At 55.4% G+C, this 20,564-nt stretch carries 22 protein-coding genes; 9 read left to right on the forward strand and 13 right to left on the reverse strand.

Annotation, left to right across the window (positions count from 1 at the left end; all coding sequences use genetic code 11):
- Positions 1 to 7: 7 nt before the first annotated feature.
- A complete protein-coding gene (locus ACO05M_RS08780; RefSeq protein ID WP_421870376.1) occupies positions 8 to 862 on the reverse strand; it encodes a phosphate/phosphite/phosphonate ABC transporter substrate-binding protein in 855 nt (284 codons plus the stop codon).
- A gap of 177 nt (positions 863 to 1,039) precedes the next feature.
- Positions 1,040 to 1,600, reverse strand: a complete 561-nt coding sequence (locus tag ACO05M_RS08785) for a hypothetical protein (protein WP_421870380.1) — start codon at positions 1,598 to 1,600, stop codon at positions 1,040 to 1,042.
- Between ACO05M_RS08785 and ACO05M_RS08790 the strand changes: the two genes are divergently transcribed.
- Positions 1,574 to 2,245 (forward strand): cupin domain-containing protein, encoded by a 672-nt coding sequence (locus ACO05M_RS08790; protein WP_421870705.1) that lies wholly within the window; start codon positions 1,574 to 1,576, stop codon positions 2,243 to 2,245. The genes ACO05M_RS08785 and ACO05M_RS08790 overlap by 27 nt on opposite strands.
- Before the next feature lie 94 nt (positions 2,246 to 2,339).
- On the opposite strand, the gene ACO05M_RS08795 is transcribed toward ACO05M_RS08790, so the two are convergent.
- The 5 genes from ACO05M_RS08795 to ACO05M_RS08815 form a co-directional block, all read right to left on the reverse strand.
- Positions 2,340 to 3,122, reverse strand: coding sequence for a helix-turn-helix domain-containing protein (locus ACO05M_RS08795; RefSeq protein ID WP_421870707.1), 783 nt, complete (start codon positions 3,120 to 3,122; stop codon positions 2,340 to 2,342).
- Positions 3,109 to 3,570, reverse strand: coding sequence for a carboxymuconolactone decarboxylase family protein (locus ACO05M_RS08800; RefSeq protein WP_421870383.1), 462 nt, complete (start codon positions 3,568 to 3,570; stop codon positions 3,109 to 3,111). The genes ACO05M_RS08795 and ACO05M_RS08800 overlap by 14 nt, the downstream gene beginning before the upstream one ends.
- Positions 3,571 to 3,689: 119 nt before the next feature.
- Complete coding sequence (locus tag ACO05M_RS08805) at positions 3,690 to 5,474, reverse strand: cobaltochelatase CobT-related protein (RefSeq protein ID WP_421870386.1); 1,785 nt, start codon at positions 5,472 to 5,474, stop codon at positions 3,690 to 3,692.
- A gap of 41 nt (positions 5,475 to 5,515) precedes the next feature.
- Positions 5,516 to 6,493: an AAA family ATPase gene (locus tag ACO05M_RS08810; protein ID WP_421870389.1), complete on the reverse strand. Its 978-nt coding sequence runs from the start codon at positions 6,491 to 6,493 to the stop codon at positions 5,516 to 5,518.
- A 65-nt stretch (positions 6,494 to 6,558) separates the two neighbouring features.
- Positions 6,559 to 7,584 (reverse strand): YeiH family protein, encoded by a 1,026-nt coding sequence (locus ACO05M_RS08815; RefSeq protein ID WP_421870391.1) that lies wholly within the window; start codon positions 7,582 to 7,584, stop codon positions 6,559 to 6,561.
- A gap of 606 nt (positions 7,585 to 8,190) precedes the next feature.
- On the opposite strand from ACO05M_RS08815, the gene ACO05M_RS08820 reads away from it, so the two are divergent.
- Positions 8,191 to 9,540 (forward strand): NAD-dependent succinate-semialdehyde dehydrogenase, encoded by a 1,350-nt coding sequence (locus tag ACO05M_RS08820; protein ID WP_421870394.1) that lies wholly within the window; start codon positions 8,191 to 8,193, stop codon positions 9,538 to 9,540.
- Positions 9,541 to 9,661: 121 nt separating this feature from the next.
- Here the strand turns inward: ACO05M_RS08820 and ACO05M_RS08825 are convergent, their stop codons facing one another.
- Positions 9,662 to 10,000, reverse strand: a complete 339-nt coding sequence (locus tag ACO05M_RS08825) for a DUF3461 family protein (RefSeq protein ID WP_421870397.1) — start codon at positions 9,998 to 10,000, stop codon at positions 9,662 to 9,664.
- 362 nt (positions 10,001 to 10,362) lie between these two features.
- Between ACO05M_RS08825 and ACO05M_RS08830 the strand changes: the two genes are divergently transcribed.
- The 3 genes from ACO05M_RS08830 to ACO05M_RS08840 all read left to right on the forward strand — a co-directional run bounded on the left by ACO05M_RS08830 (position 10,363) and on the right by ACO05M_RS08840 (position 12,608).
- Positions 10,363 to 10,623 (forward strand): hypothetical protein, encoded by a 261-nt coding sequence (locus tag ACO05M_RS08830; RefSeq protein ID WP_421870400.1) that lies wholly within the window; start codon positions 10,363 to 10,365, stop codon positions 10,621 to 10,623.
- A 540-nt stretch (positions 10,624 to 11,163) separates the two neighbouring features.
- Entirely contained in the window at positions 11,164 to 11,631 is a 468-nt protein-coding gene (locus ACO05M_RS08835) for a hypothetical protein (protein WP_421870404.1), read from the forward strand.
- Between the two features lie 134 nt (positions 11,632 to 11,765).
- Positions 11,766 to 12,608, forward strand: coding sequence for a hypothetical protein (locus tag ACO05M_RS08840; protein ID WP_421870407.1), 843 nt, complete (start codon positions 11,766 to 11,768; stop codon positions 12,606 to 12,608).
- Between the two features lie 558 nt (positions 12,609 to 13,166).
- Here ACO05M_RS08840 and ACO05M_RS08845 read toward each other — a convergent pair.
- Entirely contained in the window at positions 13,167 to 14,117 is a 951-nt protein-coding gene (locus ACO05M_RS08845; RefSeq protein WP_421870410.1) for an IS110 family transposase, read from the reverse strand.
- 1,027 nt (positions 14,118 to 15,144) lie between these two features.
- On the opposite strand from ACO05M_RS08845, the gene ACO05M_RS08850 reads away from it, so the two are divergent.
- The 4 genes from ACO05M_RS08850 (at position 15,145) to ACO05M_RS08865 (ending at position 17,320) form a co-directional block, all read left to right on the forward strand.
- Positions 15,145 to 15,558 (forward strand): hypothetical protein, encoded by a 414-nt coding sequence (locus tag ACO05M_RS08850; RefSeq protein ID WP_421870413.1) that lies wholly within the window; start codon positions 15,145 to 15,147, stop codon positions 15,556 to 15,558.
- A 44-nt stretch (positions 15,559 to 15,602) separates the two neighbouring features.
- Positions 15,603 to 15,980, forward strand: a complete 378-nt coding sequence (locus ACO05M_RS08855) for a DUF2784 domain-containing protein (RefSeq protein ID WP_421870710.1) — start codon at positions 15,603 to 15,605, stop codon at positions 15,978 to 15,980.
- Positions 15,981 to 16,137: 157 nt separating this feature from the next.
- Complete coding sequence (locus tag ACO05M_RS08860) at positions 16,138 to 16,596, forward strand: c-type cytochrome (protein ID WP_421870416.1); 459 nt, start codon at positions 16,138 to 16,140, stop codon at positions 16,594 to 16,596.
- 64 nt (positions 16,597 to 16,660) lie between these two features.
- Positions 16,661 to 17,320 (forward strand): cytochrome b/b6 domain-containing protein, encoded by a 660-nt coding sequence (locus tag ACO05M_RS08865; RefSeq protein WP_421870419.1) that lies wholly within the window; start codon positions 16,661 to 16,663, stop codon positions 17,318 to 17,320.
- A 72-nt stretch (positions 17,321 to 17,392) separates the two neighbouring features.
- On the opposite strand, the gene ACO05M_RS08870 is transcribed toward ACO05M_RS08865, so the two are convergent.
- From ACO05M_RS08870 to thiS, 4 genes are all read right to left on the reverse strand, one after another.
- The gene (locus ACO05M_RS08870; RefSeq protein ID WP_421870422.1) at positions 17,393 to 17,797 is read right to left on the reverse strand and encodes a DUF3461 family protein; all 405 of its coding nucleotides are present in this window, start codon (positions 17,795 to 17,797) and stop codon (positions 17,393 to 17,395) included.
- Positions 17,798 to 18,219: 422 nt separating this feature from the next.
- Positions 18,220 to 19,017 carry a substrate-binding periplasmic protein gene (locus ACO05M_RS08875; protein ID WP_421870425.1) on the reverse strand — a complete coding sequence of 266 codons (798 nt, stop codon included), beginning with the start codon at positions 19,015 to 19,017 and terminating at the stop codon, positions 18,220 to 18,222.
- A gap of 145 nt (positions 19,018 to 19,162) precedes the next feature.
- Positions 19,163 to 19,960, reverse strand: a complete 798-nt coding sequence (locus ACO05M_RS08880) for a thiazole synthase (protein WP_421870428.1) — start codon at positions 19,958 to 19,960, stop codon at positions 19,163 to 19,165.
- A 94-nt stretch (positions 19,961 to 20,054) separates the two neighbouring features.
- On the reverse strand, positions 20,055 to 20,258 hold the full coding sequence (gene thiS / locus ACO05M_RS08885) for a sulfur carrier protein ThiS (protein WP_243633798.1): 204 nt from the start codon (positions 20,256 to 20,258) through the stop codon (positions 20,055 to 20,057).
- Positions 20,259 to 20,564: the final 306 nt, after the last annotated feature.

Consider the following 20,564-nt stretch of genomic DNA (forward strand, 5'->3'; position numbering starts at 1 on the left):
TGCTCGGTCAGTGACTTACCCAGTAATCATCGAGCCCCCAATCCAGCATGATTTCGTAATCGCTGAAATCCGCTTTGACAGCCTCTCTTATCGGTATCGCATTGAGTAGCTTTTGTCCCGCCGGCTCTTTCGACATGTTCAGTAGAGCTTGTTGAACGGCTCTTCTATCCTCCTCGGGGACACGGGGGTGGGCCGAAATTGGGTGGGGCGCGATTCTTTGTGTTTCATACAACACCCTCAGCTTGTCAGACAGCTCGGCTCTTTGCGCGCGTAAGGTGCTCATCACGCCCCCACCGGCTTGGACTTGTTTCAACGCCACGTTGAGATAGACCGAGGAGTGGGTTTGAACATAGCTGGGCACAAATTTGATCGAGTGCTTACGATCAAGGTCGGCCCTTATCATCAGCGAGGCGCCCAATGCATTCGGTGCTGGAAAGGCGATTCTTTTTCCGTCGAGATCAGCGATGGATTCGATATCGCTGTCGCGGCGGACAACCAATACTCCATATAGCTCGCGGGCTCCGTCTCTGATCAGCGGCATATAACCTTGAGAGGCGGATGCGCGAAGGCTGTGGAATGGATTCATATAGGCAAAATCATATTCGCCGGCGATAAAACTCTTCTCGAATTCCGGAATTCTGGGGCTGCCTCGAAGGTGGATGGCTAATCCTGTGCGCTTCTCCAGCTCGTCAACGATGGGTTGCCAAATCTGGAACAGTTTTCTCTGTTCGAATTGAGGGACGACGCCAAGGGTATAGCTTTTTACATTCTCAGCGACATGGTGTGCGTAGGTGGCTTGTCCAAGAAACAAACCGCCCAGTAAAACGGCAGCTTTGGCAGGCAAACGACTCAAGAAACCCATGACAACAATCCCTGTGGTAACTCTGTCTTCCCCACCTAATCGTTAGCCTTGGAAGATCCTGAATTTGCTATCGATTGATTAGGCAGAGTTCATGCTTTGAGTATGCAACGACATGCCGGTGTGTTACTTGCGATGGATCAAATAACACTTGGCTAGCGGTGAAAGCTGGGGCTTCTGTTACGGGGCCTGAACCTCAAAAAACCACTTGGGCTGCATCGCCTCAAAATCGGTACGAAGATTGGAGGGCAGGTAGCTGGCTGAATCCAGCACAACCGCCTGACCTTCCAGCCGCCGAAACACGACCCAGTGCCAAAAATCCTTGCCCTTTTCTCGGTGATGTTTGATGGCCAGCAAGGCGAGGTCCGGTAGTTCAGTCCAGGATACAAACGGGGTTTCATCCTCGGCTGTCGCAATCCCCTCATGGCTTAATAGCTTGCGGACATACCGGGTGTCCGACCAGAGGGATTCATCGCAGGCGTAGATGCCCAAGCGATTGGCGATCAGTTTCATCTCCGAGTAGCTCTTGCCGACAATATTGGCCACCGAGGCGATACCGCAGCCGGTGGTTTCTAGTTGAATAACCGGTTTCAGCGTTGTTGCTCCCTTGCTTGATAACGAGTCTGTTACGTTGGTCTGGAGATAGCTTAAACTTTCTCCAGCAAGATTACGCAGCTTTGCACCATGGGGCACATCAAGGAGCCTTCGATGACGATGCGGTTGAACGCAGACTTCGGACAACGGGTCGTTATTCGTCCCGAGCAATATCAGTGGGTGGATTCGCCGATGCCGGGAGTGTCGCGAATGATGCTCGATAGGATCGGTGACGAGGTGGCCAGGGCCACTTCGATTGTCCGCTATGACCCCTTCAGCGAGTTTTCGGCGCACACCCATTCGGGTGGGGAAGAATTCCTGGTATTGGACGGGGTCTTTTCCGACGAGCACGGTGACTACGGCAAGGGCTGCTATGTCCGCAATCCCATCGGCACCTCGCATATCCCGAGGATTGGCAAGGAGGGGGCGACGATCCTGGTCAAGCTTCACCAGTTTGTGCCGGAGGATGATGAGCAGAAGGTGATCGATACCAACCACCAGCCTTGGTTGCCGGGATTGGTCGATGGGCTGAGCGTGATGCCCCTGCATGAATTCGAACATGAACATGTCGCGCTGGTGAAGTGGGCGCCCAATACCCAGTTCAGTAGCCACCGTCATTGGGGCGGTGAAGAGATCTTCGTGCTAGAGGGGACCTTCCACGACGAGCATGGAAGCTACCCCGCGGGTAGCTGGCTTCGAAGCCCACATTTGAGTCAGCACCAGCCCTTTACCCGAGAAGATGGTGCGCTGATTTATGTGAAAACCGGCCACTTGGCGGCGCAAAGCGCTTAGGGCATAAGCGTTGCTCTCTCGCAACGGCAGCGATTGCTAACATCAACGCTGATATCCGCTCATCACCGGTTCCTGAAGACTGTGGGAGGGGGGCTCAGGGACTGATCTTGGCCGGTGTGGTCGAGGCGATGGCGCGGAATTCCCGGGTCATGTGGGCCTGATCACTAAAGCCGAACTGCTGGGCGACCTCCGCTAGGTTGGCTTCGGAGTGCTGCTTCAAATAGAGGATGGCGTTCTTGATCCTGAGGATACGCTGGTAGTGCTTAGGCGTCATTCCGAGTCGATGTTGAAACAGCCGCTCGATCTGGCGCTGACTCAAGGCGGAGAGTTCTGAGATTCGTCCCACCAACTCCTGTTGTTCGATCTGCCGCATCGCCTGATCGAGCGCTGCCGGTATTTCATGGCTCGTATTCAGATGTTGCTCAGCCCAACGAGTCAGCGTTTCAAGCTGACGGTTCAGGTCCGACTGCTGTTGGAGTTCGGTAAAAGTCTCGTAAAGGTTGAATCGATGATCTTCCGGCACCGGCAGCAATGTTGGCTTGTCGTAGTGCCGGCCCATCACGCCGTACCCGATCGCCGGATGAAAGCGAAGTCCTGCGAGTCGGGCTCCGCTGGGCAGTGAGAGGTGGGTGGCCTGCTTACTGACCGGTAGCATAACCACACCTTTCGGCAGCGTGGCACCGCCGATACTCAAGCCATCGGTGAGGTTGAAAATGATGCCGCTGCCGGCGTCCGAATAGAGCCGTTTCGCGACCGAGCCGGATTCTGATCGTTGCACCGACGCCGACCAGATGGCCTGGACGAACGCGGACAGCTGTCCCGAAGGCTGGGACAGCTGAAAGTTAAAATCCGGCGTTGGGGGTCTATTGGGGTTTATAACTGCCCACCTCGGGTTTGAAGGTTTTGGCGATCCGATTCCAGCTGTTGATCGCATTAACGGCCAGGGTCAGGTCCACCACCGCCTGCTGTCCCAGGGCCTGCTCTAAAGCCTGATAGTGTTGATCGCTAACCGGCTTCCCCTGACTTAAATGTTCGGCCCAATCCAGTGCGGTACGTTCCAGCTCGGTATACAGCGGCATATCACGCCAGGCGTTCAAGCCCAAAATCCGTTCGGTCGTTTCTCCCTGACTCTGCGCCTCTTTGCTGTGCATGTCGATACAGAACGCACATTGGTTGATCTGCGACCCCCGGAGTTTAACCAGCTCCCAGAGTTCGGTGCTGAGGATCTCCGAGTTACCGAACTGCTCCCGCAGGTAGCCTTCCTGCTGCATCAGGATCTGGATGGCTCGGGGAGCGAGGTTGAAGTAGTCAGCGCGTAAGGTCATAGCGTTTCTCCATCATGATTATGCAGATGAAGATAACGTCGGACCCGATGCGGGTATTGAAGATTTCCGACACCGTTAGGGTTCGGTGCCGGAATCTGGTTGGACTCGTTGCAGATGGGTTAGCGTCGACTAGCCAGCAGGTCGACCACTTCATAGAACAGCGCGTTGTCCATCGACTGGCTCAGATCCATTTCCAGGGTCCGACGGTAGTAGCGGCTCAGGTCCAGACCGACCCCCAGCGCCATCAGCTCAATGTCGCTGGTTTGCTCGATGTTGGCGGCCACCAGCTGCAAGTGGTGGTCGAGGTAGTCGGCCGGGTTGTGCTGGGCTGTCATGCTATCCATCGGGCAACCGTCGGAGATCACGATCAGGATCTTGCGATTGGCACGACTGGCTTGCAGGCGACCGGCGGCCCACTGAACAGCCTCACCGTCAACGCCTTCGCGGAACAGGGTCGGCTTCAGCAGCGCGGCGATATCGGGACGGGCCCGTCGCCAGCTCAACTCGGCATCCTTGTAGACGATGTGACTGATTTCGCACAGGCGGCCCGGATTGGCGGGGCTGCCACGACCACGCCATTGCTTGAACGGCTTGCCGCCATTCCAGGAACCGGTGGTGAAGCCCAGAATCTCAGATCGGGCGCCGCACTGTTCGAAGGCGCGGCAGAGCACATCGACCAGCAGCGTGATCGATTCGATATGCTCCTTCATCGAGCCGGAGTTATCGATCAGAAAGCAGACCTGGGCATCGGTATGCGGACGGCGCTGCTCCTGACGGAATATGCGACGTTCGGCCGGGCTGGTGACCAGTCGGCTCAGACGGCGGGCATCGAGTCGACCCTCTTCTTCGCCGAACTGCCAACCGTCCAGGCGCGGTGCCGCCAGAATCCGACCGATACGGCGGCTCAGGCGGGGAATATTGATTCCCTGACGCTGAATCCGGCGATCGAGCTGTTCGCGAAGGGTGCGGCGCTGGTCGAGCCTTACCAGCTTGGCGGCATCGAGTTCACGGTCAAACTCGCGACTGAAGACCTGATACTGGCTCAGGGCTTCGCTCAGCTCGCGCTCACCGCGCAAACGGTTGCTGGCGAGGCTGGCATCCAGACCATCCAGTTCGGTCTCATCCTCTTCCAGAATCAGGCTGAACTCGGTGCTGTTGGCGATCTCGGATTCGTCCCGTTCGGAATCTTCGTCGTCGGCGGGACGACCGGCTTCGATGATGCTGGTCAGCTCGCGGCCCAGGGATAGCGCGTGCTGGGCGAAGGCGGCCTGATCTTCACGCTGGCGTCGCAGCCCCATCAGGTCGGTGCCGATATGGGGCGCCAGTACCGCTCGTTGCGGTTCGATCAGGCCTTCGGTCTCTTCCAGGGTTGGATAGCCGGTCAGGCGTGACCAGGCCGACTGCAGCACGGTAAACAGCATCAGACCGACCTGGTTTTCGGTCATGCCGGATTGGTGGTAGTGCAGGCACCAGTGCCGGAAACGGTGCTTCAGATTGCGGCGGATACCGGGATGGTCATCGCCGACCAAGGACTCGACCCGCAGCTGTTCGAGGATTTCGAACAGGGTGCGTTCGAGGCCGTTATCGGGCATCAACGAGGCGTGTAGATCCGCATCGCTGTGGACCAGTCGCAGCGCCAGGCCATCGGCGGCGCCGCGGAAGGAGTCGAAATCGTCTTCGCTGACGTCGGTGTAGAGGTGCGGGGCGCGGATCCGCAGGCGCTTGCCGTTTTGCTCCAGCCGATGACCGCGAAAGCGCAGACGACCGTTGCCGGTCAGGGCGCGGATGGTGGCCGCGCACAGCTCTTCCAGACGCTGCTGGCGCTTCTCCTTGCGCGGCTGTTCCACCTTAACCTGGGGCGTAGCGGTGGTGCTGCTGCCCCAGTGAACCAACGGACCGGTCATCGCAGTTCTCTCTTAGTTCGACCTGGCTTAAACGGCTCGGCTTAAGCGATCTGGTGCAGCGGCTCGGATTCGGCCAGCTCTTCGTTGAAGCAGCGCTGATAGAACTCGGCTACCAGTTCGCGCTCGGACTCGTCGCACTTGTTCAGGAAGCTGAGGCGGAAGGCCAGCTCGGTATCCTGGAAGATCTGCTGGTTTTCGGCCCAGGAGATCACGGTCCGCGGCGACATCAGGATCGACAGATCACCGGCGGCGAAGCCCTGACGGGTCAGGTCGGCAACGGCAACCATCTTGTCGACCAGTGCCTGACCGTTGTCGTTGGCCAGTCCGGGTACGCGACCCTGGACGATCGCCACCTCTTCCTGACGCGGCAGGTAGTTGAGGCTGACGACGATGTTCCAGCGGTCGATCTGGGCCTGGTTCAGCACCTGGGTGCCGTGGTACAGACCGTTTAGGTTACCCAGGCCAACGGTGTTGGCGGTGGCGAATAGGCGGAAGTAGGGATGCGGCTCGATCACTTCGTTCTGATCCAGCAGGGTGAACTTACCGTCACGCTCCAGAATCCGCTGGATCACGAACATCACGTCCGGGCGACCGGCGTCGAACTCATCAAAGATCAGCGCCACCGGGCGACGCAGCGACCAGGGTACGATGCCTTCCTGGAAGGCGGTGACCTGCTTGCCGTCCTGCAGGCTGATGGTGTCCTTGCCGACCAGATCGAGGCGGCTGATATGGCCGTCCAGGTTGACCCGTACGCAGGGCCAGTTCAAGCGGGCAGCAACCTGCTCGATATGGGTCGACTTACCGGTGCCGTGCAGGCCCTGGATCATCACCCGGCGGTCCTGGACGAAGCCGGCCAGAATCGCCAGCGTGACCTCTTTGTTGAAGCGGTAGGCCGGGTCGATCTCCGGCACGTGGTCGTCGCGCTCGCTGAAAGCCGGGACCTGCAGGTCGGAATCGATGCCGAACAGCTCGCGTACTGAAACGCGGATATCGGGTTGTTGGACTTGGATATCGCTCATGTTTGTCTCCGTAAGCGCCCGGACCGGCGGTCAATCTGCCGCCGGCCGTCGAGCGCAGAACCTTATCAGAACTGCAGGAAGATCAGCACCAGAACGGCCAGGAACAGGGTCTCGCCGACGATCAGGGCCATTGGACGCCAGCCCATGGCGGCCAGCTCTTGGAAGGAAGATTTCATGCCCAGGCCGACCATCGCGACGATCAGGCACCAACGGGAGGCTTCAACCATCAGGCTGGAAACTTCCGGGGCGATAACGCCGCCGCTGTTCAGGCCAACGATGACGATGAAGGCGACCAGGAAGCCCGGCAGCGGGAATCCGGACGGCTTGCCGCTGCTTTCGGTCTGACCCCAGCGGGCCGCGACCAGCGAGATGATCAGCACCACCGGTACCAGCATGGAGACGCGCAGCAGCTTGGTGAAGGTGGCGATATCGCCGATCTCGTCGGACATCAGGTAACCGGCACCGACGACCTGGGCCACATCATGGATGGTGGCACCCAGGAACACACCACTGGCAGCCGTATCCAGGCCAAAGTAGGTGACGATAAACGGATAGACGATCATCGCTACGGTGCTCAGGGCGGTGACGGCGATGACGGTGAAGATCAGGTTCTTTTCAGAATCCTTGTCCTGCGGCAGGACTGCCGCTACCGCCAGTGCCGCCGAGGCGCCACAGATGCCGACGGAGGAGCCGGTCAGCACGCTCTGCGAGCGACCCAGACCGAGCCAGCGGCCCATCAGTACACCGCAGAAAATGGTGGAAGGAACAGCGATCAGAACGATGACGATCGGGGTGAAGCCCAGGCTCATCAGCTGCTCGACGGTGATCCGCGCGCCCAGCAGGGCGATACCGAAACGCAGCACGGTCTTGGCGGAGAACTGAATGCCGGGAACGCACTTGCCTTCGTTGGAGAGGTAGTTGAAGGCCATGCCCATCAGCAGGGCGTTGAGGATAACGGGGCCGCCGTAATGCTCGGAAACAAACTTGGCTGCCATCGCGATAACCATACAGATGGCGGCGCCGGGCAGCAGCTTTTGCAGGGTCTTGCGGTACTCCAGAGGGCTGCGCTCTAGTCCGATCATTTTCATCATCCGTTGGGCTCCGAACAGGGCGGCGGTGTTGGATAGGCTATAAACACCGACGGTTATTGTTATTAAGGAACCTATAAATAAGTCCTAGCGGAACTCTGGCCTTCAGCTTGGTCCGCAATCCAGACGCAGCTTTGAAGTCATGTTTAGACCTTACAAAAAGCTGCAACGCTGAGTGCGAATCAAGCTGAAGGCCCCTCTAATCAATACGAAAAGCTGGGCAATGCCTGAAGTCGGCAGACTCGTTGTTGCAGCCTTTGCCAAGGACGTTGGCCATTGGCCGCAGTCTGCGCTTAGATTCTGCCGACTTCAGGCGCTTGCAGAGTCTGGCTAGGACTTGTTCATAGGTTCCTATGCCACTCTAATCAGCACCCGGATCAAAGTAATGGTCCAGTTCGGGGCTACCGATATAACCAGTGTATCCGAGCCGCCTCCGAGGCTGGACCCAGTCAGGCGTCAAGACTGGCCTTTGTTCCGCTATGGCGGGCTTTCTACCATGGGTCGAGCTGTTCACTGGGTATATAGAGAAGAGAGTCCGTGAACACTCGATACTGTTTATAAGAATAACCGATCGGTCGGGTTATCCCTGGCCACAGAGGAGCGTGGAACGTGATTATTGAATCCAGAAACCCGGCCACCGGCGTGGTTGAACAGGTCTTTGATGCCCTGACGGCCGAGCAATTAGAAGCTAAATTGTCCAAGGCCTCCGCTGCCGCACCGGGCTGGCGTGGCCAGAGCTACCTGCAGCGTGGCCTTTACCTGCGCAAGGTGGCGGAGCTGCTGCGTCGTGATCGTGAGTCTCTGGCCGAGCTGATGGGGCGCGAGATGGGCAAGCTTAAGGCCGAAGCCTTGGGTGAGGTCGATAAGTGCGCTCTGGCCTGTGATCACTATGCCGATAACACTGCTGCATTGCTGGCCGACAAGACCGTTGCCACGGCAGCCCACAAAAGTCAGGTGATCTTCCAGCCACTGGGTACCGTGATGGGCATCATGCCCTGGAACTTCCCGTTGTGGCAGGTATTTCGTTTCCTGGCCCCCACCCTGATGGCGGGTAATACTGCATTGCTGAAACACGCGCCCAATGTTCCCGGTTGTGCGTTGGCTGTTGAAGAGCTGTTTAACGAGGCCGGATTGCCGGAAGGTGTGTTCAGCACGTTGCTGGTGACCGTCGAGCAGACCGAAGCGTTGATTGCCGATGAACGAATTCAGGGTGTTGCCTTTACCGGCAGCGAGAAAGCCGGTCGTCAGGTCGCCACGCTGGCCGGACAAAACCTGAAGAAGGTGGTGTTAGAGCTGGGTGGATCCGATCCGTTGGTGGTGCTTGAGGATGCCAACCTGGAAAAAGCGGTTGAGGTCGCGGTGAAGTCTCGCTTCAGCAATGCCGGTCAGATCTGTATCGCCGCCAAGCGCTTTATTCTGGTTGAGCCGATTGCCGACCAGTTTGTCGAGCTGCTGAAAGAGCGGGTCGCCCAGCTGCAGCCGGGCAGCACCCTGGCGCCGATGGCTCGTGAAGATCTGCGTGCCGGATTGCACGCCCAGGTGCAGGCGAGTATCTATCAGGGGGCCAAGCCGTTGTGTGGTTGTGATATCCACGAGGGTGATGGCTACTTCTACCAGGCTTCGATTCTGGATCAGGTCCAACCGGGCATGACCGCCTTCGATGAGGAGTTGTTTGGTCCGGTGGCGACCATTGTCCGTGTCGCCGACGAGCAGGAAGCGCTGCGGATGGCCAACGCGACCCGCTTCGGTCTGGGAGCCAGTGTCTGGACCGCCGATCTGCAGCGGGGTGAAGCCTTTGCCCGCGGGGTCGAGTCCGGTTGCTGCTTCGTCAACGCCATGGTCGGCAGCGATGTACGACTGCCGTTCGGGGGTATCAAAGCGTCCGGTCTGGGACGCGAGCTGGGCAGCCACGGTCTGATGGAGTTCTGCAACGTCAAGACCGTCTGGATCGACGCCTGATCGGTTTCGGTCGATCTTTCGTCCGCCAATAAAAAAAGCCCCGATCAGACGCAACTGATTGGGGCTTTTTACTGGGGCCGGCTGAAAAGTTCTGAGCCGATCCGCTTAACGGGCTGATTCGTTACTGCCAGTTCTGCAGTCGCTGGCGCAGTTCACCCAGTTTGGCCTGCATCACCTGTTCCAGCTGAAGCAGCTCATTTTCCAGCTGCAGGCGGATCTGTTGTTGGCTCATCGGGCTGCGGGCCAGTTGGTTGAGTTCAACCAGAGCCTGCTGTAGACGCTCTTCACCCTCTGTTTGGCGGAACACGAACTTCTTACTGTCGGGCAGCGCGCTCTCATCCGGGCGGTTGAAATAAACCTTGAGGATGGTCTCGTTGTTGGCGTTGGGAAGCAGGGTGTAGCGCTCGATCTGTTTGGGATCGGTTACGCCCATCGCGCTAAGCGTCGGGTAGCGTGTCATGCGAAGGCCTCTTGTGATTAGTATGGGCTCGAACCGAGGTCGGACGGAGGCTTGCCAGGGAAAGACCCGGCAGCGACGGCTCGGTGACAGACTGATAAGCCTAGAGGGCGGGGATGAACCCCACTAGGGCCAGTCTCGGGTTGCCGATAACGCCAGCCGTTAATGCTCGACGCAGATGCCGGTTGCGCCTCGATAAGTCCCTGGCTCCAAGCCGATATCGGCTCTGGCCCTAGCAAGTCCGGGTGGGTAGGTTTCAGTATTGACTGCTATAGTGCGCTTGCGGCCACTTAGCGCGATTGACATAAAACGCAGGCGGCTTTCACCCTCAGATTGTATTGACACCATTTTCAGGAGATCCGGCCATGGCTGATAACAACAACGTAACCATTGCACTGTCCGACGAAGCGGCATCCTTGTTTTCCGCCTATCAGCAATTCACCGGCACCACTCCCGAGCAATATATCGAAGCGATGGTCGAGAAGACCCTGCCGACCGTCAAGGCGCTGGTTGAAGCGATGCATGAAGCCGATGGCGACGGCGAAAAAGTGATGGAAATCTACGGTCGCAAGATGGCCGAAGCGATGTTGGAGCAGCAAAAGCAACAAGAGCAGCAAGAGCAGTAAGCTATCCAAGTCCCCAACGGGACTCTGTTCAGATCGGTGGCTGTTCGGAAGCAGGAACACTCTGCTTTAAAACAGCCGCTATCTTTCTCTCCTTTTCCCCCCCGCTCACACCCAACTATCTCTGCCACGATAAACGGCCAACCTACGGCCAGATAACCCAGTGCTAATCTCCAGATCCTTCCTGCGCCAAGCGGATATTTTCTTTGTTAAAGGATTGTGGAAGACTAGATCCCATGTCGGTAGCCTGTTTCTGGGCTAACCGTAACGCCGAACAGTCATAGACTCGGCAAGGGACTGCAACAATGGAGACAATGGCATGGGCGTAATCCTTCCTGACACACCGTCCTTTCCGACCAAAATAGAGCTCCTGTCCTCATTTCACCTGAGTCCATTTGTTATCTATCGAAAAGGATCAATACAAACAGATGGTTAGAGCGGGTGTGAGAATTTAACTCGCGGGATATATGGACGTCCCGATAATAATTGTTATGAGGACGCCGTCCTCATAACCAGGCTGTTAGCTGCCTTGAGGATTAAGGAATGAGGCTGATATTAGTTGTCTTGTTATTTACGTTAATCGGTTGCTCTAAAGATGAGAGTGAAGGAGTATCCGTAAATTTCCCTCTATACAAAAGCTGTGATTTAACCTTACAAAAGGTTAAGAACCTATATAACTTAGGAGCAAAGTCGAATCCATATGATGTGATTTTTTCAGAAACCATATTTGATTCAACACCTAGCCTAGGACACAAGCCATATGGCTATGGGAGCATTGAGTTAATTGGAGATTTGGAAATACTTGATGGTAAATCAAAGAAAGAACTGTTAATAAGCGAAATTAATTCTATGTACGCAGAGTGCATGCCTAACACATATACTGTAGTTTCAGATAGTTACATGGTTAACTATCTGAAAAGAAGAGCTAATGATAACTACGTCGAAGGATATATAAGAAAAGACAAACTGTATTTGTATTTTAATGATGGCAACTACAAGTATCCAGAATAAAGCAGCTAACAAGGCCGTCAACGCTCAGCCCAACTGCGTTGGACACGGAACTCAGCTGCTACGCAGCTTCGTCCCGTTACGGCGGCGTTAGGCTCCATTCAATCTCCAACTCATAGTTAAAGGGAAGTTAAAAAGTGAGTAGAAAAAATCCGTGGGAAGTACCGGAATGGCACGCTCTCGGCCGCGAAGCATCATTAGTCAGGCATCTAATTGGCTCTGGCGCAACGGCTATTGGTAGAGCTAACTACGCAGATAAGATGGGCGAGTATTACACAGCGTTCTTTGGCCTGTCGGTTGGGTTAGAAAGACTTTCAAAGCTAATACTGGTTGCGCATTATGCTATCGAAAATAGTGGGAAAATGCCTGATGAGAAAGTTGTTAGAAAATTTGGCCATAAATTAATTGACTTAGCCAATGCGGTTGAGAGCATTTCTGAAAGGATGCAGCTATCGCTGCGCTATTCTCGCCCTACACAAGAAATTCCACAAAAAATACTTGAGTGCTTAGATTCATTTGCTGACGCTAGGCGAGGTAGGTACGCAAATTTTGCTTCACTAGACAACCCCAATTTAACTGCAGATGAACCAATTAATAAGTGGTGGGGCGAGGTAGCTGAGTGCATATTGGAAAAGCACTATTATGGAAAGGCTGCGCAAAAGCGAGTTGAAAGTCGAGCTGAATTAATAGATTCGATGATTTCACCGTTTACGATGGTAATACATACGAATGAAAGTGGGCATACAATGCAGGACGTTGAATCTGCCTCTATTCGTACCGGCCAGAATGAAATCGTGCAAAAGTGGGGTAGGTATCATTCTTTAACTATCGCCAGGTGGCTCTCAACTGTACTATCTGAACTTTCGCATATCGCTTGCTATACACATGGTATAGATGGTTTTTTCGGCCTAAATGAACACTTTTATAGTTACACTGTTGACGATAGTTTTCTAAAGACGAGAAAAGTATGGCCTCTGTAGTAGTGAAAAGCCTAACAAATCAATCAACGCCCGCACTGCTTCGCAGTGCTCGGACCTCCAAAAGCCTACGGCTTTTTCCGGCCCGTTATTGAGGCGTTAGCTGTAACCACACATGAAATTCATCCCATATTATCTAGAAGAAATTAAGTGCAGCAGCCTTGGAGAACCATCGCATGAGGAGTTGAAGACAAAAGGCTTGAGAGGCACTTATCGAAGAGGTCAATTGAAGCTATGGATAAAATCTTCAATTGATAACCCATTTAGGCCGATAGCTATTTGTACTCCGCTAAAGAAGAATCTTGTGAGAATCGAGTATCGGCCTCACTTAGGTGTCCTTGGGTTTATTTTGCTTTGGTTTCTTGGGTTGGCTGAGGGGGCATGGTCAGCAATAGTATCGGGGGAGCTTCTAGCTTTTTTGCTGCTCTTATCTCTTATATTGGTTGGTTATGCATTCATTGTGATCTTGTTTTGGGCTTGTTTTCGTCGATTGAAAAGTAATGTTGAAAAGGTTCTCGATGCGCACAGCTAACAAGTGACTATGGTTTCCCGTCAAGATAATTAGGCCATTTTTGCCTCCCATTTCTCACCGTTCTTAACCATCGTGTTCAGGATCACGATCAACTTTCGCATGCAGGCAATGAGCGCCACTTTGGGGAGCTTGCCTGCGGCTTTGAGTCGCTCGTAGTAGGCCTTGAACACGGGGTTGCATTGGATTGATGACAGCATGGCCATGAACAGCACGGTCCGTACGCGATGCCTACCGCCACGGATACGGCGCTTGCCATTGAAGCTACCACTCTCTCGATTTATCGGTGCCACTCCGACCAGGGCCGCGATCTCCTTTCGATTCAGTTGCCCCAGTTCCGGTAGCTCGCTCATCAGGGTGTAGACCAGTACCCGGCCCACGCCGGGCACGCTGGTCAGGATTTCCAATCGCATACGCCACTCTTTCCTTTCCAAGACCCGCTGGTCCAGTTGCTCGGTGATCTTATCGATCTGTTTTTGCAGGTGATTGAGGACCGATTTGATGGATCGTTGAAGCGGCTTGGGCATAATCTGAGCACGGTTCTTTTCCATCGTACTCATCTCCAAAAGCTGACTACGTCGTATCAGCAGGTCTTTGATTTCACGCGATTCTTTATCGGGTATCGGCTTGGCTTTGGGCTTCATCATCGCGGCAAACTGGGCGATGACCGCCGCGTCCAGTTTGTCGGTTTTGGCCCATACCCCCAAGGCTTGGGCGAAGCGGCGAACCTTGGTCGGGTTGACCACCACGATAGGCAGCCCTGCCTGATCGCAGGCAAACACGAAGGCGTGCTCGTAGCGCCCGGTGGCCTCCACCACGATCCGCTTAATGTTGTGCTGTTTGAGCACACCGAGCATTTTGTGGATCGGCTCGTCGGTGTTGGGTATCGAAAAGTGCATCTCCAGCGGATGCAGGTGAATATCGAGTTTGGATTTGCCGGCATCGACGCCGACGCTGATTTCTATTTGGTTTTGTACGTCCATGAGATAAGCTGACTCTGCCTTGCTATGCGGGCTCGAGGCCCCGATGACTATCCGAGTTATTGCTTGAGAGTTATGCCGCGCTTCCCACTTGTTACCGGTCTCTCGTATGAGGAACCTGCACTCAATCGAGCTGCGGCATAAAGGCCCTCAACGGCCATTGAGGGTGGGTCTCGAATTTACCCAAAAGGAACGGAATCAACCATACAAGTGACTATGGTCTTCCGTTATCAACTTCAGCTCTTCGGGCTCGGAACTGCGCGCTCCGTCCCGTTATTGCAGAGTTAGATGCCAAGAACGATGAAGCTGACGTACAAGGAATTGGACAGCCGACTATTGAAAGAGGCGATTTCAAGGAGGGAGGATATCGTGGTCGAAGTCACGTCACGACACGCTAGTGCGCTAGATGATTTAGTAGATATAGTGACCGACATTAAGTCATGGCCAAAGACCAAACCGTCTGTGTTTAAGAAATGGATTACGCTTCAAAAAACGTTCTTCCTGGCCATCAGAGCCCTGCTATCTCATGGGCAGCTTGTTGAGCTACTTCCGGTCTTAATATTTTCAAAGGTCAATGTCCGGCGCTCCCATGGGCCCGATGGCGCTCTTGTTCTTCTAATAGAGCCTAAGTAAGCGTGGAATCAACTCTACAAGACCGTTAAGGAACCTGCGAATAAGTCCTTGCGAACTTCTGGATTCCAGCTTTGTTCGCAATCCGGGCGCAGTTTTGAAGCAATGTCTAGACCTTGCGAAAAGCTGCAACGCAGAGTGCGGATCAAGCTGGAAGCCCCGAAGGGCAAGGCCTGAAGTGCACAATTTCGTCGTTGCAACCTTTGCTAAGGACGACGGCCATTAGCTGCAGCTTGCGCCTAGAACTTGCGCACTTTAGGCGCTTGCAGAAGCCGTAGGGACTTGTTCGCAGGTTCTTTAACTATCAGCCAAACTACATAAGGTATGGAACACCGCTGCTACGAGGCTTCGAGCATTTGTGGCGGTGTTAGCGACACCAATCCCATTGGTGAAACCGCTTATGACAGAGACGGCAGAATCTAAAGTACGGTTGGAGTTTGATCTTCACATATCGCATCTGACCTCTACCCACGTGGCCTTTATCAACGACACCAGCAAGGTGGCCGGCTTTCTTCTGCTGGCGCTCGGTTGGTATGCCACTTCTGGTGATGCGCGAGACTTTCTTGCAGTCACCCCGATGATGACGAACTTGGCCGCGGTGGCCATCGCCTCGGCTTACCTTCTCTCCGTTTGCGCCTCCTGGGTGGCTTATCGCGTTTCTGCGAATGCGATTCGCCGCCTTCGGGAGTTGGACTATCTTCCGCCGTCAGCCTATGAGGGACGGGTGCTTGGTCCGATCACGTTCGCCGCCTGTGTGGGCGGGAATGGGATTTTGGCAGGGTTGCTGATCGCGGCACTACTGATCGGGTCATAATCAGGTGATATTGGTGATCCGATTTGTTTTCTGACTTTGTTTACTTGCTGGCCGCGGATCTGATTCTTATCGGGCATGTCCTTTTCGTGGCCTTTGTTGTCTTCGGTGTTGTGGCGATCTACCTGGGCCGTATTTGGGCGTGGCCATGGGTGAGGAATTTTTGGTTTCGAGTGCTGCATCTGGCCGCGATTCTGTTTGTGGTTCTGCAGTCATGGGTTGGGGCGATCTGTCCGTTGACGACCTGGGAGATGCAGTTACGAGCGCGTGGTGGCGGTGAGGGGTACGAGGGTGCTTTTATCCAGCACTGGCTGCAGATGCTGCTCTACTACGAGGCGCCCGAATGGGTGTTTATCGTCGCTTACACCGCGTTTGCTGCCCTGGTGATCGCCAGCTGGTTTGTGGTGCCTCCAAAGCGGCTCTAGGTTTCAGATCGGTAACCCCATCGCCAGCGGCGCTGATTCTGCAAGCCTCGCGCTGAGTTTTACTAACTTTTACGTTCTGAGGTCTGTATATTAGCGTTGCTTAATATATACTGCTGCTCTGAGCAGTACCGTTAAACCAAAAAGGGAATATTGAGCAATGAAGCATCTGACAAAATTACTGATCAGTGGCGCCGTCGCCACCTCTGTCGCCGGTACCGTTTATGCCGAAGGGCCGTTCGAGGAGCAGATTAAAGCCCGCCAGGGGTTCTATGAGGTGGTTAAGTTCAACATGGAAACCCTGGGCGATATGGTCAAAGGCAAGCGTGATTACGATCCGGTTGTCGCCGAGGCCGCTGCGAAAAATATCTACAGCCTCTCCACCCTGAACAACGCGCTGCTTTGGCCGAAAGGATCCGACAGCAGTGCCGCTGACACCCACGCCAAGCCGGAGATCTGGAGTAACTTCGACGATGTGAAGCAAAAGCATCGCGCCTGGAATCAGGCCGCCGAGAAGTTGGCGACCAATGCCGGTAAGGGAATGGGGCAGATGAAGGCCAGTTTCGGTCCGGTGGGTAAGTCCTGTAAGTCCTGCCACAACGACTACAAAACTAAGTAGCGGACCCAATAACCCTGGCCTCAGTCGTTGTTGAGGCCCGGGTGTCATATCGGAATTGTTAACCATGACCTCAATGGTAAAAGTCTGGGACCTCCCGACACGCTTCTTCCACTGGTCGCTGGTGCTGTTGTTTGTGTTCATGATCGTCAGCGGCGAAAGTGACGAGTTGATGGAGTGGCACTTCTACGGCGGCTATTTGCTGTGTGGCCTGATTCTTTTCCGGCTGATCTGGGGCTGGCTGGGAACCCGCTATGCGCGCTTCAGCTCGCTGCAGCTCAATCCGATCACCGCGGCGCAGTACACGCGCAATCTGTTACGTTCGCAGCATCGCGCCCAGTACGGCCATACCCCGGCCGGCAGTTTGATGGTGGTGCTGATGCTGGGGCTGCTGAGTCTGCAGCTTCTGACCGGCATGATGTCCACCGACGACATTATCTGGTCCGGTCCGCTGTATCCGGCTGTCAGCGAGACGATCGCGGAAATAGCGGGTGAAACCCATGAAGTGATCCAAGGTCTGATGCAGCTGTTGGTCGGTGTCCATGTATTCGCCATCCTGCTCTATAAACTGAAGTTCAACGAGCCGTTGGTTCCGGCGATGGTCCATGGCCGTAAACCCAAGCAGGGTGATGAACCCGCCAGGGAAGGGGTGAGTCTGGTGAAGTATCTGCTGGCCGCTATCCCGGCACTGGGGCTGACTTATTGGTTGTTTACGCTGCCGATCTGAAGGCCTAGTAGGCACAAAAAAGCCCCGAATTACGGGGCTTTTTTTATGCTCTGACCGCGCTCGGCGACGCGATCAGCGGAGGTCTTTAACCTGGCGACGCATCTCGTCGATCTTGGCCAGCACGACCTTTTCCAGGTGATCCAGATCGTTGAGGAACTGGGTCTTCTGGTCCACCGGAGTCGCCGGTTCCGGCTGGGTCAGCTGGGTCAGTTCATCGATCGCCTTTTGCAGACGCGGGCAGCTGCCCTTGTACTTTTCCCAGCCGCTGATGTCCTTGTACTGTGCCATGACGTTTTTGTCGGTGCGTACAAAGGTAAATTTCTTACTGCGTGACAGCAAAGAGCCCTTGGGGCGGCGGTAGTAGATCTTCAACACGTCGGCGTTACGTTCGTGACGAACTTTGAAGTGGCTGACCTGATCGAAGGACTGAACCCCCATCTCTTCCAGGACGGGGTAGTTAGAGCTGGTCTGTTTCATCTGTATGACTCGCAAAAATCAATGTGTTAGCTCTATGGGGAGCTAAAACCAAGTTGTTAATAACGATCGGATCCAACGGGCCTTGGCTTAAGTATTCAACGAATAGCACAAGCCGTGGTGGCTATCCGTCGGTTACCTAAGTTTTTTGCTGTTTTAGATGAGTTATTGTGGCAACAGACACTTGGCTTTGCGATAGATGGGTTTGAATTAGTTCAAACATCGGCCTTTTCACAGGGCGTGAAAGGACTGGATTGGGCCTGAAATCATCGCTGGTCCGAGTAAGCGCGCGATTATAAATCGGCAGCGTGGCTATGTTAGGGCCAGTTGAATGATAAATCTAGACCCAGTGGTTTGTTTTTTGTTTTTGCGATTTGTTTTAATTATACGGTCATATTTTAAATAAATAGCAGTTGAATAAACTGCTATTTATTCATCGGCTGGTTTTTTATGCCGTGTTTCTCCTTCATTCTCCGGAGTTCTCCACTGGCTTCGAGCGCATCGATCGTCTGATCGATCTGCTGCTTGAGTTTGTCGGCATCAGCCAGGTTGCGTGAGATCAGCATGTAGAAGGGTTCGGATTGCGCGTCCGGGATCGGGGCGTAGCCCAGTTGGGGATCGCGGAGCAGGTCGATACCCAGATTTGCCAACCCGGAGACGATCTCAAAGCGACCGATAAAGGTGGCGCAGCGTCCCCGGTGCGCCATCTCCTTCAGGGTCGCGAAGTCTTTCATCTCCTTGTAAATCGGCGTATTACCCAGAGCAAAGTTGGTGTAGCTGTAGCCGGCGATACCGCAGATAGTGCCGTGTTGGCCCAACTCGCTGCCGCTGTTGATGCTCAGCCCATCGGGAAAGCTGCGCATCGAATAGAAGTAGTAGGGGGTGAGCTGGTAGTAATCGCGGCTGAGCAGGAATTTGCGCCGCCGCTCGTCGCTGGAAGAAGCATCGAGGGCGACCTGGAACTGTTTGCCCTGTTCGGTGGCGGCCAGGCAGCGGCGCCAGGGTAGCTGCTCAACGCTGGCCTGGTGGGGGCTGTCGGCGAAGATCCGCTCGACCAGATCGACCGTATAGCCGTGCATCATCCCCTGAGAGTCACTGTAACTGAACGGCGGCCACTGGGCTGCGTCAGCACAAAACTGCAGCCGTGGCGGCAGCTCGGCTCGGGCGCTAAGCCAGAACAGGGTTATCAGAGGCAGTACTGCAAGGGCGGTCAAGGGGCGCATCGCACAGACTCAGGTTTTAAGTGATCTTCGGAGTATAGCGAATCCCTGCCATGGAATGGCGGGCCGCGTCGGCTGGAAGGGCGCAACGCGGCCCGCGAAGGTGAGCTTATCTGTGTCTCGATCGCTCGTCGGGTGGCAACCCGGGTTAGAAGAAGGTGCCGTCGATCGGTGAAGAGGCGCTGGCGTAGGCCTTGCGCGGCATCCGACCGGCCAGGAAGCCCTTGCGACCGGCGGCGATCGCATCACGCATCGCTTCGGCCATCAGCACCGGATTTTGGGCGTGGGCGATGGCGGTATTCATCAGCACCCCTTCGCAGCCCAGTTCCATCGCCTCGGTGGCATCGGACGGTGCGCCCACGCCGGCATCGACGATGATCGGTACGTTGGCGTTTTCCAGAATCAGGCGGATGTTGTAGGGGTTGCGTAGCCCCAGACCGGAGCCGATCGGTGCGCCCAGCGGCATCACCGCGACACAGCCCATCTCTTCCAGACGCTTGGCCACCAGCGGGTCGTCACTGGTGTAAACCATCACCTTGAAGCCGTCGGCGATCAGGGTCTCGGCGGCGGCCAGGGTCTCGGTGATGTTGGGGTAGAGGGTCTTCTGATCACCCAGCACTTCCAGCTTGACCAGGTTGTGGCCGTCCAGCAGCTCACGGGCCAGGCGGCAGGTGCGCACCGCGTCTTCGGCGGTGTAGCAGCCGGCGGTGTTGGGCAGCAGGGTGTATTTCTCCGGCGAGATCACCTCCAGCAGGTTGGGCTCGCCTTCCTGTTGGCCCAGGTTGGTGCGGCGAACCGCGAAGGTGACGATCTCGGCACCACTGGCTTCGATCGCGTCACGGGTCTGCTCCATGTCGGCGTATTTACCGGTACCAACCATCAGGCGCGAATTAAATACCTGACCGTCGATGACGAGCGGATCGTTCAGATTCAGTGGTGCGTTCATAGTCGTTCCTTAGCGTTGTTGTTCTTGAGGTGGTGCGGGTGATGTCGTGCGGGCGAGCCCTCCGAGGGCCCTGAACGGGTGGTCGCTGAATCGCTTAACCGCCGCCGATGGCGTGGACGATTTCGACCCGGTCCCGGCTCTGCAGCTCCACCTGGCCGAAACGGCTGCGGGGGATCACCTGCAGGTTCAGTTCGATCGCCAGTCGCTGCTCGGTCAGCGCCATGCGCTCCAGCAGTTGTTCCAGCGTCGCACCGCTGGGCAGTTGCTGGGTCTCACCATTGACTTCGACTTCAATCATGGATGCTTCCTATCGTTAGCTCCCTGTGATCAGGGCCCTGCGTGGGGATTCGACGTCGACGAAAACCGTGTCGGCGACAACCCCTGGGACGGCAGGGTGGGTGACAGGGGGGTTAAAGGTACAGAGGCAAAACCCTTGGGTTTGCATGGGTCTGGATTGTGGTCAACACAAGGGTCGAGGTTTAAGGGCCAATGCCGAGCCCCGGTTTGGTCCAGTGTCGGCAGCCATCAGCTGGCATTAACGCTGCCGAATAACTGGCTCTAACTGCCCCACGGGGAAAAAACATAACTTGAGCACATCGGAGAA

Source organism: Motiliproteus sp., from assembly GCF_965230735.1.
GTDB lineage: Bacteria > Pseudomonadota > Gammaproteobacteria > Pseudomonadales > Balneatricaceae > Motiliproteus.

Bases quoted from the DNA above. Each gene is read 5' to 3' on its own strand.
- ACO05M_RS08780 (WP_421870376.1), bottom strand. From the start codon at position 862: ATGGGTTTCTTGAGTCGTTTGCCTGCCAAAGCTGCCGTTTTACTGGGC.
- ACO05M_RS08790 (WP_421870705.1), top strand. From the start codon at position 1,574: ATGCGGTTGAACGCAGACTTCGGACAACGGGTCGTTATTCGTCCCGAG.
- ACO05M_RS08800 (WP_421870383.1), bottom strand. From the start codon at position 3,570: ATGACCTTACGCGCTGACTACTTCAACCTCGCTCCCCGAGCCATCCAG.
- ACO05M_RS08805 (WP_421870386.1), bottom strand. From the start codon at position 5,474: ATGACCGGTCCGTTGGTTCACTGGGGCAGCAGCACCACCGCTACGCCC.
- ACO05M_RS08810 (WP_421870389.1), bottom strand. From the start codon at position 6,493: ATGAGCGATATCCAAGTCCAACAACCCGATATCCGCGTTTCAGTACGC.
- ACO05M_RS08815 (WP_421870391.1), bottom strand. From the start codon at position 7,584: ATGATGAAAATGATCGGACTAGAGCGCAGCCCTCTGGAGTACCGCAAG.
- ACO05M_RS08825 (WP_421870397.1), bottom strand. From the start codon at position 10,000: ATGACACGCTACCCGACGCTTAGCGCGATGGGCGTAACCGATCCCAAA.
- ACO05M_RS08830 (WP_421870400.1), top strand. From the start codon at position 10,363: ATGGCTGATAACAACAACGTAACCATTGCACTGTCCGACGAAGCGGCA.
- ACO05M_RS08835 (WP_421870404.1), top strand. From the start codon at position 11,164: ATGAGGCTGATATTAGTTGTCTTGTTATTTACGTTAATCGGTTGCTCT.
- ACO05M_RS08845 (WP_421870410.1), bottom strand. From the start codon at position 14,117: ATGGACGTACAAAACCAAATAGAAATCAGCGTCGGCGTCGATGCCGGC.
- ACO05M_RS08850 (WP_421870413.1), top strand. From the start codon at position 15,145: ATGACAGAGACGGCAGAATCTAAAGTACGGTTGGAGTTTGATCTTCAC.
- ACO05M_RS08860 (WP_421870416.1), top strand. From the start codon at position 16,138: ATGAAGCATCTGACAAAATTACTGATCAGTGGCGCCGTCGCCACCTCT.
- ACO05M_RS08865 (WP_421870419.1), top strand. From the start codon at position 16,661: ATGACCTCAATGGTAAAAGTCTGGGACCTCCCGACACGCTTCTTCCAC.
- ACO05M_RS08870 (WP_421870422.1), bottom strand. From the start codon at position 17,797: ATGAAACAGACCAGCTCTAACTACCCCGTCCTGGAAGAGATGGGGGTT.
- ACO05M_RS08875 (WP_421870425.1), bottom strand. From the start codon at position 19,017: ATGCGCCCCTTGACCGCCCTTGCAGTACTGCCTCTGATAACCCTGTTC.
- ACO05M_RS08880 (WP_421870428.1), bottom strand. From the start codon at position 19,960: ATGAACGCACCACTGAATCTGAACGATCCGCTCGTCATCGACGGTCAG.
- thiS (WP_243633798.1), bottom strand. From the start codon at position 20,258: ATGATTGAAGTCGAAGTCAATGGTGAGACCCAGCAACTGCCCAGCGGT.